A 14,016-nucleotide genomic window follows, 5' to 3' on the forward strand; every position below is an offset into this window, starting at 1 on the left:
AAGCATTCTCGATTATTTTCTTGACAATTCCTACAACTAGCATTTACAATATATAATAGTTAATTTAACGGGAATCCCTAAACTCGGTTTGTTAGAGATTCCCTAACATCGTATGAGGAGCTTCGTGATGGGAATTGGAACAGAAAAAATAAGAACGATTGCGATTGCAGGACATGGACAGTCCGGTAAAACAACACTTATTGAAAATCTTGCAGCATTAACGGGTACGATTGCACGGGCGGAACCGGTTTCCGGCGGAAAAACGTTGAGCGACTATACGCCCGAAGAAATAGAGCGGAAAATTTCGATATATTCGGCGCTGGTGTCGATGAACTGGAACGATACGGTTATCAATTTCTGGGATACTCCCGGTTCTTCGGACTTTATGGGTGAAGTTATCGCGGCCTTCAGGTCGGCGGAAACAGGCTTGATGGTACTCGATGCAAAATCGGGAGTACAGATTGAAACCATTAAATACTGGCGCGACCTTGACCGCCGGAATAAACCCCGCTTGGTTTTTGTCAATAAAATGGACGAAGACCGCGCCGATTTTAATCACTCGATGCAGGATGTAAAAACACAATTCAAAGCGGATGTCTTTGCCGTTACCTTCCCCATCGGAAAAGGAGCGGATCTTACCGGCATCGTCGACGTACTGCACGGTGTCGCCTATCAAATAGATTCAAACGGGAAAGAGAAAGAAATTCCCATCCCCGACGAAGCAAAAAAACAATATGAAGAGATGCGCGAGGTACTTGCCGGAGCTGCAGCGGAAGGTGATGAAGACTTATTGGTAAAATTCATCGACGAAGGAGAGCTCAGCAGCGAGGAAATTGCAAAGGGGCTTACGCTCGCGATGAGAAACAATAGAATCGTGCCGATTTTTGCCGGTGCGGCGCAGACGGGACTCGGCTTAACCGCACTCTTGCGCTTTATCACCGAAATCTTACCCTCTCCCGCCGGGTGTTTGGAACGTGCGGTAAAAGACGGCGAAGAGTGTACTATCAAAATCGATCCCGAACCGGCATTTTCGGGATTTATCGTCAAAACCGCAAACGATCAGTTCTCCGGACGGCTTTCGTACATCAAAGTTATTACCGGTACGCTCGTATCGGATGCGGAAGTATATAACATCAATGAACAAAAGAAAGAGCGAGTCGGTAAGTTATACCGTGCTGCAGGAAAGAAACTGACTGAAGTAAAGGAACTTGTAGCCGGAGATGTCGGCGTTGCAGTTAAACTCGCGGCAGCAAAAACCAACGATACCCTTGCCGCCTCTCAAGATTGCCCGCCGTTTGTGAAACTGCGTAATCCCGATCCTATCTATTCGCTTGCGGTAGCCGCCGTCGATAAGAAAAATGACGACAAGCTCGGGGAACAGCTGCTTCGCGCCTGCGAAGAAGACATGACGCTTTCTTTTGTCTACAACCCCGAAACAAAGCAAAACGTATTTTCCGGCATGGGAGACTTGCATACCTCTATCGTGCTTGACCGCATTAAAAAGCAGACAAAGATTGAAGTACAAACTTCTATTCCCCGCATCGCCTACCGCGAAACTATCCGCCAAAAAGCGCAGGCAGAATATACGCATAAGAAACAGTCGGGCGGACACGGACAGTTCGGACGAGTCGTACTGGCGATTGAACCGCTGGAACGCGGTGCAAAATACAGCTTTACCAATGCGGTATTCGGTGGTGCGATTTCCAAGGGCTATATTCCCGGTGTTGAAAAGGGCGTAAAAGAAGCCATGGAAAACGGCGTCATGGCGGGCTATCCCGTTGTCGATGTCGGTACGACGGTGTTGGACGGTAAAGAGCATCCGGTAGACTCATCGGAAATGGCCTTTAAGATCGCCGCCCGAAACGCATTCAAAAATGCAATGCGTAACGCAGGCCCTATCCTTCTGGAACCGATTATGAATTTAACGGTCTATGTGGAAACAGCCTACCTCGGCGATATTATGAGCGACCTGTCTTCACGCCGCGGCCGCATCCTCGGACAGTCCCAGCTTGCAAACGGCATCGAAGAAATCCGTGCACAGGTGCCGCACAAAGAATTGCTCCGTTACGCTATTGATCTGCGATCGATGACCAGCGGTACCGGTTCTTTCGAAATGTCGTTTGATCATTACGATCCGATCTCCGGCAAAATTGCCGATGAAGTAGTTGCCGCTGCCAAGGCATTTATCGAAGAACAAGAGGAGTAATATCTTTAGCTGCAATACGTAAAATTAAGTCATTGATATATAAAAACTTAATTTGAAGTTTGTTGAGGATGTCCCGAAAGACAGAAACTTTTGGGACATTCCCGTTTCCACCATATAAAAAAGTTGGCACATATACACAGAGAGGAGAGTATTATGGCAGAAACAACAGCAATGCAGGAATATCAAAATCCCCCTAAACAAATTCTTATTTTTGATTTATGCACCAACCTCGGATGGATAGCGGCTAATTTTATCACCTCGCCCTTCGTCGGCAGCATGGGAGGTATCGAAGCCGTTGTAAAGACAAAGGCATTTATTGCTTGCGTCATCATTGCAGCCCTCAATCCTATTATAAAACAACGCCTGTTATTTCCGGCAATTCTTAACTGGAAAGAAGATCTTCATAAGGCAAAAAAATATATTGTGCTTTATGAAAAATTACTATTGGCATTTCCGCTCACTATGGCCTTTACCGTTCCCTTCTTTATTTCGCTTGAAATGGGATTATTACAAAACACCGGAATATTTTTATCTGCGGTGTTCAGCACGACTGGGAATATCTTATTAATCGGCGGCTTATTTTGTGCATGTGCCGTCAGAAGTTTTGAAAAATGGGCGATGTTTGTACCCATCGATGAAGAAAGCCTTTCGCTTTCAATGTTAAAACGGGTGGCGCTTGTAAGTATTACCTGTATCGTCGCAATTGTGCTGCTTGTTCTTTCTCCGCTTGTACGGTACCAACAGCATAATGTCCATGCAAAACTCATGACCGCGGTGCTGCCGCTTTTTATATACGGTTTAATTCTTTCGGTATTTAACTTGCTGTCAATCATACGTTCATTTGAACGGAGAATAGCGTTAATACAGCAAATTGTTAAGATGTTGGCACACGGGGATTACCGGCAAGAACTACTGAGAGCATGGACGAGAGATGAGCTTTCTCTTTTATTACAGGATGTTAATACTTTCCTTACATTCAATAAAACATTTTTACATGATTTAAATAAAAGCGTTACCGTTTCAACCGATACGGCAGAAACACTTTCTTCCAATATGAAAATGACTTCAAACGCCGTTAAAGCAATTACCGAAAGCGTTTTGTCCGTGCAGAATCATATTCAAAACCAATCGGAAGGCATTTTAAAGATGCAAGCAACCATTCAAGAAATTGCACAAAATATTGAAAATCTTGATGCCAGTATAGAAACACAATCCAACTCCGTAAACGGTTCCGTTTCTACAATCGAACAGATGGTAATGAATATCCAGTCCGTAACCGATACGGTCAAAGACACTTTTGATTCAATTGGCCATCTGAATACCGCGGCCGATGCAGGCAATACGGCAGTATTAAATGCTCATGCAATTGCAAAAAGCATCAGCGAACAGTCCGAAGGATTATTGGAAGCAAGTAACGTTATTCAGCATATTGCAAGTCAAACCAATTTACTTGCAATGAATGCCGCTATTGAGGCGGCACATGCCGGAGATGTGGGCAAAGGGTTTGCGGTTGTTGCCGATGAAATCAGAAAACTTGCGGAAGAGTCCAGCACACAGGGAAAAAATATCACGACGGTGCTGAAAACCCTCAAGATGAAAATTGAAGAACTCAATTCTACAGCAGAAGCAACGTCCATGCAATTCGCGGAAATTATGCGGTTATTAACAACCGTTAATAGAGGCAGCAGCACGATTATGGAATCGATGACGAAACAAACCGACGGTAATACGCAAGTCCTCGAAAGCGTTAAAGAGATCAGCGCCATCACGGCAAAGGTTAAAGAAGGCTCTTTGGAAATACTTACGGGAAATACCGAAGTCGGCAAAGAGATGGCAAAATTGGTTGAAATTTCGCGGCATATTAACAGTACCATACACAGCGTAAGCGGTGATACGGAACAAATTAGAAAAGTCATCGACGAAGTAAGCAACAGCAGCGCACAGAATCGGAGCGCAGCACAGCATGTTATGAAGTATCTGGAGCAGCTTTCGTTGTAAATACTCGATTGGAAAAAAGCTAAGGGGAGGGGTAGCTTTTTTTTGTTAACCGATATATAATTTTAATATGACAAGGATGTCCGGCATTTGTAAGCAGCAAACTATGTACCTCAATAGTCTCAAGAAGTCTCCCCCTCTTGACACGATGCCGTATGCCCTCACAATAACTTCACGACTTCACGACTTCACGACTTCACGACTTCACGACTTCACGACTTCACGACTTCACTGCCGTTTCGACGATTATATTCTCACCATTTTCAGAATACGGCGGAAACTATACGCACGGTAAAACGCTCTCTGCATAACATAGCGTATGCGGCCTTATTCCTATTGTTTCTTTTCTGCGGTGCTGCACTTTCGGCACAGGTTGTAACGCTCAACCAATCGGTTACAACGCTTTCCGTAAATGCAGACGATACCATCCTTGCAGCCTCAGACGCCGATTCGCTTTCAGTGTACGAAACAGCTTCGTACAGCCGCATCTCCGCAATAAAAGAAAAAGCCGTTAACAGCAGCCTTTTCTATCGATTTCAGAACAGCGAATTGCTTGTTACCATAGCCGATACCGAAAAATTTTTACTGTATATGCGCTCTGCGAACGGCGAAAAGGCATATACCCAAGCCGAAGCATACACACTTACCGACTATACGGAAGGAAAAACCATCGGCTGCGCTGCTTTCAGTAATAATACCAATTACATAGCGGCAGCATGCACGGATTTTTCAATTCAGCTCCATTTTAAACTGCGCTTTACACAGGAGATGATTACCAGAACACTGGACGGCCACCATGCAGAGATATACGGACTTGCCTTTAGCGATGACGCAAAATATCTTGTTTCCGTTTCCAAAAACGGTGAGGCATTGCTGTGGGACTGCGCCACCTATACACAGGCGGCACGGCTCAACACCGTCTACACTGACTCGAACATTCCGGCCGTATTCACGGCGGACAGTTTGCACATCATCAGTATGGAAAGTGAAACTTCCGTACAAGTTTCCGATATTACGGGGAGAAAACTCGTAAGCATAGATACCGGCAGCGTTATACGCGCATTGGCCGTCTTATCCGATCCGGATAAGATTGCAGTAGTAAACGATAAAAACGAAATTCTTATCTACAGCATTCAGCTGCAAAAATCAATGGACACGATACGGCTGCCGAAATCCGAAAAAACAAATATTACAGCCGTTACCTTTTGCCATACCGAAAACGCGGCATTTGTAGGCTGTGCAAGCGGTGCGGTATATAAGCTGCATCCGGAAAATTTCGGCATTGCGGAACCGGATGTTCAACAAAACATCTTGCCGGAAACTTCCGGTGTTCAGACGGAAGAATCTGCCGAAGCGGCTAAACCGTTTAAACCTTCTCTTAAAACCGAACGAAGCCGTTTTTTCACGATATCCGCATTTATGGGCTTTTTGCTGCCGGAAAAGACTCATTACCGCTTCCTTTTTGGAGCGGATATGGGTTATCGAAGTACCTACCTTACCGCTCCGGTGTATGTCGGTGTAGGACTCCGTGCATATTTAGGACTGCCTAAAACGGATTTTCCCGCACACTATGAAGACTTTAGCGGCAACGCAATTAAATCTCCTCTATTATGGATGGGTGAAGTATATGCACCTGTAGGAATTGAGGTTGTCCTTGACCGCAGGGGATATGCCGTTCTATTTGAAGAAGTTGCCGCTACAGTACGGTTCAGTATGCTCAATAGACCTAAAACCGCATCATCCAAAGCGTTTTTTTCCTATGGCGGACGTTTTACCACCGGTATAACGGTTAAGTTTTTCACATTCGCGGCGGCGATCAATTACGATTCACTTTGGAATCTGTTTCCCGAAATCATCTTAGGCGGCAGAATCAACTTAACAAAAAATACTAAAACAAAGAGGGCGACATTATGATAAAACGGTTGATGTTTTTTGCGCTGTCCGTAAGCTTTGTTTTCCTTTTTGTATCGTGCAATACGCCGCAAGACGTGCTTAACGACTACAACAAGCATTTTGAAAAAGTACCAGCCGTCACGCACGATATTCTTGAAACCGGTAACGCCCATCTGATGCTGCAAGAGCTTTACAAGGTTGATATTACCCATACGCTGGTGCTTACCGCTCCGCTCGGATGTGAAAGCTATGTATGGCGCATTACCGATGTCGGCGGCCAAACACCGCACATAGCACCGCAGTCAAACCTAAGCTTGAATGTGTATATTCCGAACACCCCGCTGTATGCAGCGGTTTTGAATACCGACGGCAAAAGCCGCCTCTATGAGGTTACTTTAACGGTAACATATAAGGGAAACGTCTATTCCGATACCGCTGTACTTATCTTGTATGCAGCAGACTGATAGGGAAAGTCTGCCGATATATAAAAAAGGCATTCCGCGAACGAGCTTCGGCCGCGGTGCCGCATTTTCAGTCTTTATAAGGAGGTTTTTATGAGATTGAAAAAAAGCTCTATAGCCGTACTTGCGGCTTTAACCATGGTCATTGCCGGCTGTTCGCATGGTTTAGGCGGACGTATGTCGGGAGACGGCACCGCCGCAAGCACCGTGACATTTTCCGTTACGGACATTCCGCCCGAATATAACGACATGATCAACCAAGCGCGAAATCCTGCTACGCGCAGTATTTTACCGAACGCACCGTTTAATTCTTCATCGGGACTTAATTTTGTTCTTACCGGAACCTCAAACAGCGGAAAAAAAATCGATACGGCGGTTTCCGTATCGAACTCACCTCCTTATACCTTTAGCGTGGATCTCGATCCATACGTGTGGGATTTAACCCTAACCGCGTATAAAGGGCTTGTGGCCGATAACAAAAAGGCGCTGATAGGGCACTGTACCATAGATTTGACAAAGGGCAACGGGGCGGCAACCTTTCAGATGTCTATCAAAGGCCTTACAACGCCGGGAACGGTTAAGATAACAGGCTCGGTTACAGATACTGATCTCATCTGCGACTCCTACGAAATCGGTATTTACAACCTGTATTCGGGCGAATTGGTTACAGAATATACGGATCCCGCTACTACACCGCCGGCTACTCATCAAAGCAATGCTCAACAGTCTTATGATACTGTGCTCCCCCGTGTCACTCCGTCTACGTTCCATTACGGGGATACATCAGTAACCCCGACTCCCGATCCTGTGGTAACACTTAATGCAGGCGCCTATGAATACCGTATGGTCTTTTATAAAGGTACCGGACTGAACAAGACACCGATCGGTTCCTATAGCGACACAATCGTTGTATATCCGGCAAACGACCTTGACAAATCCCTCGGAGAGATTGATGTACTAAATAGAAAGCCGACAAAGCCTGAAAACCTGCGGGCATATCTGGAAGACAAAAGCGAGGACAAAGATCCTAATTACTACTATGTAAAGCTTACGTGGGATCCTTCTAGATTCGAAACAAACTATGAACTGAAGGTTCAAACTTCTTCCAATGACGGCACGACTTTTCCTCCCACGGATGACAAGATCTACGGCTTTAAGGCAACCAATTCGACAGCGGAAGATTTCTTAGCATCGTCAATCTGGCATGATGGCAGCCTTGCATACGGCAGTAAAACTTGTACGATTAAACTCCAGTTAGGCAAGGTATATGAGGTAAGCCTGCAAGCGCGCAACTACATCGGTGCAAGCGACTGGGTAGAAAGATTAGTGGAGGGGCCTACCACTTCCGCACCGGTGACCGGTCATACATACTTTGAAGCAGCAGCGGGGAAACATATCAATAGGCGTCGTATTCACTACGATCTGAATCATGGAACACTCAAACTTGATGCCGGAGTACCATCGACTCCGCAGAATACCTTTACCGTTGAGTATTCCGAATACGATTCTTACGATGGGACACCAAAACCGTTGCCTCTTCTGCACATTCAGCCCTCAACTACAACACCGCTGGCAGGAGTAACTACCCTTACCAGACCAAGTGCTACACCGCCGGCAGTAAGCGAATGGAGAAAGTGGCTTAATCCGAATGACGGAGCAGGAGTAACGGCCGCTCTGCCTACACCGCCTACACCGATTACCGGTATATATAAGCATGAAAACGTATTTCTAAAGGCGGATTTCGGTTTCGGACTTGAGGGCACGGTAACAATTACCGGACCGCAGGATATTCCAACAAATAAGCTTAAAATTACTTATGACGAAGAACACGGAACTACGAATACGCCTATTTTAGCTACGCCTCCCGGTTCCAACCTTTATCCTGTTCCAAAACTTACGAACAGTAATGCAACGTGGATTACCGTTCAATTTAACGGTCTTGCTACACCTGCGGATTATGACAATCTGCACTGTACCGCATATTTTGCATCCGGCGCCGGTTTAATGAGTAAAGTTGACCTTCAAGCAACCGGCAACATCTGTAAATTTTCAACGGGTGACTACACTCCGCAAAGATTTACATTAAAGGTGATGGCTGAGGAAACAGCTACTCATCAGATGCGTTCGCGGACCTATATCATCGAGCTGTACTAAACCTTTCTCTATAGGTTATATTGGGCACCCTAAAAGCTTATTGGGGTGCCCTCTTTATCTACATACTGATTTTCCCCATAACGACAAACTTCTGTGCACCGGTCGCTGACGGGACATTATTCGGATTGCCGCAAAGCGCTTCGTTTGCAAGTACGGCAAAAGCGCACGCTTCCTTTGAATCGCTGTTCTTACCGATATCTTCATTTGTCAGTACGGAACAGCCGGGAAGCAGCTGCCGTAGATGCGCTAAGATGACGGGATTCTTGCTGCCTCCTCCGCCGACTATCAATTTTTGCGGCATCGGCAATCCGAACGTTTTAAGCGAATACGCGATTGAATATGCGGTATAATAAGCGGCGGTTCTCACAATTGTTTCGGCCGGCAGCTGCAGCGCCTTTCCTTTGTTGTAAAGCTCTCGTATAAATACTTCGGAATAATGTTCCCGGCCGGTAGTCTTCGGCGGCTTCAGCTGTAAATACGGATCGGTTTTAAGAAATTCAAGCAATGCCGAATCGACGGCGCCGGCTGCAGCGAGTTTACCGTCGTCGTCATAGTTTTGTCTGCCGTCGGTAATAAGCCGCATTAAGCCGTCTATCAGCATATTGCCCGGACCGGTATCAAAGGCGATAATGCCGTCCATTCCGTCAGCGGCCGGCAGGAGAGTGATATTGCCGATACCGCCGATATTCTGCAAGCCGATTACCGTACCGGGTTCCCGGTATAATAGATACTCGGTAAACGGGACAAGCGGAGCACCCGCCCCGCCCGCCGCAACATCCCGTACACGGAAATCGGCAACGGTAATGCATCCGGTTCTTTCCGCAATAACGGCCGATTCGCCGATTTGCAGCGTGCTTGTAATATCTTTGCCGAAGTAGCGCCGTTTATTCGGTGCATGAAACACCGTATGTCCGTGTGAGCCGATAAAATCCACCGTGCTTATATCTACCCCCGCTTCTTTACATACGGCGAAGCAAGCGTCCGCAAACAGTTCTCCAAGATAAAAATTCATTGCGCTTAATTCTTCGCTGCCGCCGAAAGAACCGGAAGCAAGCGCTAACAGCCGCTGCCGTACTTCTTGGGAATAGGGCACGGTAATAAATGCCCGTTCCGCAATGCGCGTAGTAAGGCCGCAGCCGCTGATAGTCAGCAGCACGGCATCGATACCGTCAACGGAAGTACCGCTCATCAACCCTATCGCCGTTTTTTCTTTTTCCCCGCTTACATCATCCAAACGCTTCATACTCCAATGCATTTTACTCCTGCGGTTTTTTAAAGAATTTTAAAAATGGATTTTTGCGCTTTTTTTCGGTATCCGTTTTCTGGATTAAGTGTTTGACGTTTTCCATAACTTTGGTAACAATCGGCTGCTCGGACAAATCCACCAAAAAGAACGACAATGTACCGGTAACGGAAAATACCGGAGTACATACGATATGCGTATCTTGTTGTACGGCCGCATGAGTAAGCGTTGCATGTTGAATTGCTTCTCTAAGATTGATGGCGGGTGCAATTTCGGCGAGCACATCGCCTTTTTTACATCCCGTTTCCGTCTGCGCTTTAGCAGAAAAATTAAGAATATCTCCGGTAAGGCTTACAACCAGCAGCGGCCGGTCGATTAGCAGCAGAAGCTCGTCGATCAGTCCGTTTAAACCGGCAATTTTTAAACTTTTTTGCGCGGTAATTTGATAGGCATCGTCAAGCGCTTCCTGCAGCACAATACCTAAATTTCCCAATTTTTTTGCGCGCGAATCCGAAAGTATGCCGTTCAGCTGAATCGCTTTTGTAACCATTAAAAAGTCGTTCTCTTTTCTTTTTGCATACACAAGCATTGCAATCAGTAAGCAAAATTCCAAGCCTGCCCCGATAAATCCGAAAAACAGCACAAGCTCCGAATCGCTTTTAAGCGCGCTTTGCATTCCGACTTTATATCCCCAAATTGCCGTTGCTAAAATAAGCAAAAATGAGAAAACCGCCGCACCGATCAATTTCTTTTTTCCGATAATAATCATGAACGCATCCTTATACGTTTCTAAATTCTGCAATCTTTTCGCTGCTGCCGAAGAGAAATAGCTTATCACCCGTCTGCAATTCAAGATTATCATCGGGTTCATACATTACTTCGCGGTTCAAAGGATTACCGACCGTATCGATATCGAGTTCAAGCCGGGCAATCGTGACTAACGTTAGATTGAATTTTTCTTTGAGGGCAATTTGCGAAAGCGTTTTCCCGATAAAAAACTTGGGCACTTTTACTTCGCATATTACATAGCCTTCGGTAATAGAAAGGGAATTGAGCGCTTCGGGATTAATCAGTTCGCTTGCAATACGGGAAGCGGACTCTTCTTCAATCTTTAATACTCTGTTTGCACCGACCCGCTTTAACACAATTGCATGGAGCGGCGAAACGGCACGGGCTACAATATAGGGAATTTCCCGTTCTTTTAACAGCGTAGTTGTTAAGATACTTGCTTCTTTATTATCGCCGATTGCAACGATAGCGACATCGATATCGTCAAGCGGAGCTTTTCTCAGCGCATTTTCATCGGTAGTGTCGATCACCATTGCTGCAGGAACGATTTTTTTTACCCGATCAACCGCCTGTGCATCATGATCAAACGCTACAACCGAACCTCCTCCCTCCGCAAGCATTTCGCAAATACGGATACCGAATTCACCTAATCCGATAACCGCAAAATTTTGTTGAACATCCATAATATTTCTCCTCTCTTACATTAACGGTGCAATAGCTTTTAAAACAATGCCGGAAGCTTTTACCATCCACTTTTCCCGCCGGATTGTTTCAGCCGTTACCCTGCGGCACTGTTTTAGTACGGATTGATAATCCGCTTCAATATCGCCGATACAGTCGACACCGTACAAATAGGTAGCGCATTCAAAATGATGATATAAGCTGCGGTAATCCAAATTGATGGTGCCGATAACGGCTTCCCGATTATCGCATACAAAAACTTTCGCATGAACAAAGCCGGGCATATATTCATAAATCCGCACACCCGACGCCAGCAAAGAAGCGTAATGAGTTTTTGCCAATGCGTACGGAGCTTTTTTGTCGGGTATTCCCGGCAGAATCAGTGTAACATCCACGCCGCGTTCTGCAGCAAACTTCAATACCGTTTCCATTTCGCCGTCAAGAATGAGATAGGGCGACATGATATGCACATACCGCTGCGCTCTGTTAAGGATATCCATATACACACACTCGCCGACCTTATTTTTATCGACGGGGTTATCTCCGTACGGAATAACAAAACCGGTACTAGCCCCCTCATCAGGCGGCGGTAATGCCGGAACATTTAAATACTCACTAAAGTCCCATTCTTTTTCGCGTATGCTCCACAGCTGTAAAAACATCAGCGTAAAGCTTTTAGCTGCAGCTCCTTTCAACATAACCGCGACATCTTTCCAATACCCGTATTTGTTAACAACATTGATATACTCATCAGCCAAATTAATGCCGCCGTTAAAAGCAACTATACCGTCAATAACTAAAATTTTACGGTGATCCCGGTAATTATAATATGTCGAAAGAAACGGAGTAAGCCGTCCGAATATCTTACATTTAATACCCAATTTATTCAAACGAGCCGGGTAGTCATGAGGTAGCGTAGAAAATTCGCAGGTACCGTCGTACATCACCCGGACATCTACACCTTCTTTCGCTTTTTGCACCAATATTTCCAAAATGCGTCCCCACATCATCCCTTCTTCTACAATAAAATATTCCAGAAAAATAAAATGCCGCGCCTGCTTCAACTGCGCAAGCATTTCTTTCCACTTAGCCTTGCCGGAAGGAAAATACGTTACCTCTGTTTGACTGAATACCGGATGGCAACCGGTATGCCGCATATAATAAGCGAGTGCCGCCGCGCCCTTATCCTGTGCAGAAAAGGCATCGGCAACCTTGGGATCCTGCGGGATGCTATCTTGTGTTGATTTAAAAAGGATATTAAGCCGTCTCCGCCCCAAACGATTGCCGATATCGCTTTGAGTATACCAAAACAATAAAGAGCCGAATGCCGGAAGCAGCATAATAATAACAAGCCACGTAATTTTTGCAGTGGGGTCAATGTCCGTATTCAGTAAATACAGCACCATAACGAGGGTAAATAAAGATTCTGCGATAGAGTAGTAAGGAAATATTTCTTTAAACCGATAAGGGATACTTAATAAAATAAAGGCCTGCACCCCTAATAAGACAAGGAACAGCCCCAACCGGCTGAACAAAGCGCGTACAAGCCCCTTCTGTCCTTTTTTGAGTAAATAGAGCCCTTTCCGTTTCTTACCCTTCTTTATTTTCGTACCTTCCTCCAGTTAAAAAAGCCTCTTCGGTACTGTATCCTATTAAGCATAAAATGTCCAACATATTAAGTTATTCGTACTTTTGCCGATGCCTTTAGTATGAGCTTCTTACAACTTTTTACCTTGATAAAGAATGTCGTTATTTCTCCCGAAGTAATTATCGTTACGATACTGCTGATATTATACTTAAACCTTGTATTCTATATTGTGCGGTATCAAAAACCGAAACTCCCCTCGCTCCAAAGCAGGCTTCAAAAAAACTTGCAAAAACCGCCGGCAGAGGCTAAAAAGGACAACACACCCGCCAATCAGCAGCAAGCTTGATTTAAACTTTTTTGAATGTAAAACTATGCCGCTGAATGGGCGAAGCACCGTATACTTCAATCAGAGAACGGTGGAGCTTTGTTCCATAGCCCTTATGCAGATCATAACGGTAGAGCGGATACTGTTTATGATATTCCATCATGCAGCGGTCACGTTCTGTTTTAGCGATAATAGAAGCCGCCATCACACACGGATAGCGCCCATCCGCCTTAGGTTCTGCGGTCAAGTTAAAATCACCATGAATATCAGGCAGTTGATTTCCGTCAACAATGACGGTTAAAGATTTTTCAATATCGGCAGTCTTACCTATACTATCCCGCCTGTACCGTGCAAAAAGCCGATCGAAAGCTTCCTTCATTGCGGCAAGCGTTGCCTGTAAAATATTGATTTTATCTATCAGATCGGGCGGCATCGATGCAATATGCCAATACAGCGCCCCTTCAAGAATAGCCGCCCGTGCCGTTTCCCGCCGTTTAGGTGAGAGTTTTTTTGAATCATCCAATACGGAAACATCAAATGAAGCAGGTAAGATAACAGCTGCGGCATACACGGGGCCTGCAAGCGCTCCCCTCCCCGCCTCATCGATGCCGCAAAACAACATTGAATTTTCGTCCTATCATATTCATTTCTGCTGCACCATAGGCCATATTTTATCTTGTG

11 protein-coding genes are annotated in these 14,016 nt (G+C 45.5%); 6 read left to right on the top strand and 5 right to left on the bottom strand.

Annotated features, from left to right (window positions below; genetic code table 11):
- The first annotated feature begins 127 nt into the window (after positions 1-127).
- From fusA to HMPREF1222_RS02340, 5 genes are all read left to right on the top strand, one after another.
- A complete protein-coding gene (gene fusA / locus HMPREF1222_RS02320; protein ID WP_016518043.1) occupies positions 128-2,206 on the top strand; it encodes an elongation factor G in 2,079 nt (692 codons plus the stop codon).
- 153 nt (positions 2,207-2,359) lie between these two features.
- The gene (locus tag HMPREF1222_RS02325; RefSeq protein WP_016518044.1) at positions 2,360-4,204 is read left to right on the top strand and encodes a methyl-accepting chemotaxis protein; all 1,845 of its coding nucleotides are present in this window, start codon (positions 2,360-2,362) and stop codon (positions 4,202-4,204) included.
- A 333-nt stretch (positions 4,205-4,537) separates the two neighbouring features.
- Positions 4,538-6,115: a WD40 repeat domain-containing protein gene (locus tag HMPREF1222_RS02330; RefSeq protein ID WP_016518045.1), complete on the top strand. Its 1,578-nt coding sequence runs from the start codon at positions 4,538-4,540 to the stop codon at positions 6,113-6,115.
- On the top strand, positions 6,112-6,558 hold the full coding sequence (locus HMPREF1222_RS02335) for a hypothetical protein (protein ID WP_016518046.1): 447 nt from the start codon (positions 6,112-6,114) through the stop codon (positions 6,556-6,558). The genes HMPREF1222_RS02330 and HMPREF1222_RS02335 overlap by 4 nt, the downstream gene beginning before the upstream one ends.
- A 90-nt stretch (positions 6,559-6,648) precedes the next feature.
- Positions 6,649-8,709, top strand: coding sequence for a hypothetical protein (locus HMPREF1222_RS02340; RefSeq protein ID WP_016518047.1), 2,061 nt, complete (start codon positions 6,649-6,651; stop codon positions 8,707-8,709).
- 58 nt (positions 8,710-8,767) lie between these two features.
- On the opposite strand, the gene HMPREF1222_RS02345 is transcribed toward HMPREF1222_RS02340, so the two are convergent.
- The 4 genes from HMPREF1222_RS02345 to HMPREF1222_RS02360 are packed head-to-tail and all read right to left on the bottom strand — an operon-like array spanning position 8,768 to position 12,957.
- Entirely contained in the window at positions 8,768-9,964 is a 1,197-nt protein-coding gene (locus tag HMPREF1222_RS02345) for an anhydro-N-acetylmuramic acid kinase (RefSeq protein ID WP_016518048.1), read from the bottom strand.
- Between the two features lies 1 nt (position 9,965).
- The gene (locus HMPREF1222_RS02350; RefSeq protein ID WP_016518049.1) at positions 9,966-10,721 is read right to left on the bottom strand and encodes a hypothetical protein; all 756 of its coding nucleotides are present in this window, start codon (positions 10,719-10,721) and stop codon (positions 9,966-9,968) included.
- A gap of 10 nt (positions 10,722-10,731) precedes the next feature.
- Positions 10,732-11,424: a potassium channel family protein gene (locus tag HMPREF1222_RS02355; RefSeq protein ID WP_006188134.1), complete on the bottom strand. Its 693-nt coding sequence runs from the start codon at positions 11,422-11,424 to the stop codon at positions 10,732-10,734.
- A 15-nt stretch (positions 11,425-11,439) separates the two neighbouring features.
- Entirely contained in the window at positions 11,440-12,957 is a 1,518-nt protein-coding gene (locus tag HMPREF1222_RS02360) for a phospholipase D-like domain-containing protein (protein WP_016518050.1), read from the bottom strand.
- A gap of 174 nt (positions 12,958-13,131) precedes the next feature.
- Here HMPREF1222_RS02360 and HMPREF1222_RS02365 point away from each other — a divergent pair, with 174 nt between their 5' ends.
- Positions 13,132-13,356 carry a hypothetical protein gene (locus HMPREF1222_RS02365; protein WP_016518051.1) on the top strand — a complete coding sequence of 75 codons (225 nt, stop codon included), beginning with the start codon at positions 13,132-13,134 and terminating at the stop codon, positions 13,354-13,356.
- A gap of 1 nt (position 13,357) precedes the next feature.
- Here the strand turns inward: HMPREF1222_RS02365 and HMPREF1222_RS02370 are convergent, their stop codons facing one another.
- Positions 13,358-13,957 carry a ribonuclease HII gene (locus HMPREF1222_RS02370; protein ID WP_016518052.1) on the bottom strand — a complete coding sequence of 200 codons (600 nt, stop codon included), beginning with the start codon at positions 13,955-13,957 and terminating at the stop codon, positions 13,358-13,360.
- Between the last annotated feature and the right edge of the window lie 59 nt (positions 13,958-14,016).

It is taken from the genome of Treponema vincentii F0403, assembly GCF_000412995.1.
Classification (GTDB): domain Bacteria; phylum Spirochaetota; class Spirochaetia; order Treponematales; family Treponemataceae; genus Treponema; species Treponema vincentii.

Coding starts and splice junctions, on each gene's coding strand:
- fusA (WP_016518043.1), top strand. CDS start 128: ATGGGAATTGGAACAGAAAAAATAAGAACGATTGCGATTGCAGGACAT.
- HMPREF1222_RS02325 (WP_016518044.1), top strand. CDS start 2,360: ATGGCAGAAACAACAGCAATGCAGGAATATCAAAATCCCCCTAAACAA.
- HMPREF1222_RS02335 (WP_016518046.1), top strand. CDS start 6,112: ATGATAAAACGGTTGATGTTTTTTGCGCTGTCCGTAAGCTTTGTTTTC.
- HMPREF1222_RS02340 (WP_016518047.1), top strand. CDS start 6,649: ATGAGATTGAAAAAAAGCTCTATAGCCGTACTTGCGGCTTTAACCATG.
- HMPREF1222_RS02345 (WP_016518048.1), bottom strand. CDS start 9,964: ATGCATTGGAGTATGAAGCGTTTGGATGATGTAAGCGGGGAAAAAGAA.
- HMPREF1222_RS02350 (WP_016518049.1), bottom strand. CDS start 10,721: ATGATTATTATCGGAAAAAAGAAATTGATCGGTGCGGCGGTTTTCTCA.
- HMPREF1222_RS02355 (WP_006188134.1), bottom strand. CDS start 11,424: ATGGATGTTCAACAAAATTTTGCGGTTATCGGATTAGGTGAATTCGGT.
- HMPREF1222_RS02365 (WP_016518051.1), top strand. CDS start 13,132: ATGAGCTTCTTACAACTTTTTACCTTGATAAAGAATGTCGTTATTTCT.
- HMPREF1222_RS02370 (WP_016518052.1), bottom strand. CDS start 13,957: ATGTTGTTTTGCGGCATCGATGAGGCGGGGAGGGGAGCGCTTGCAGGC.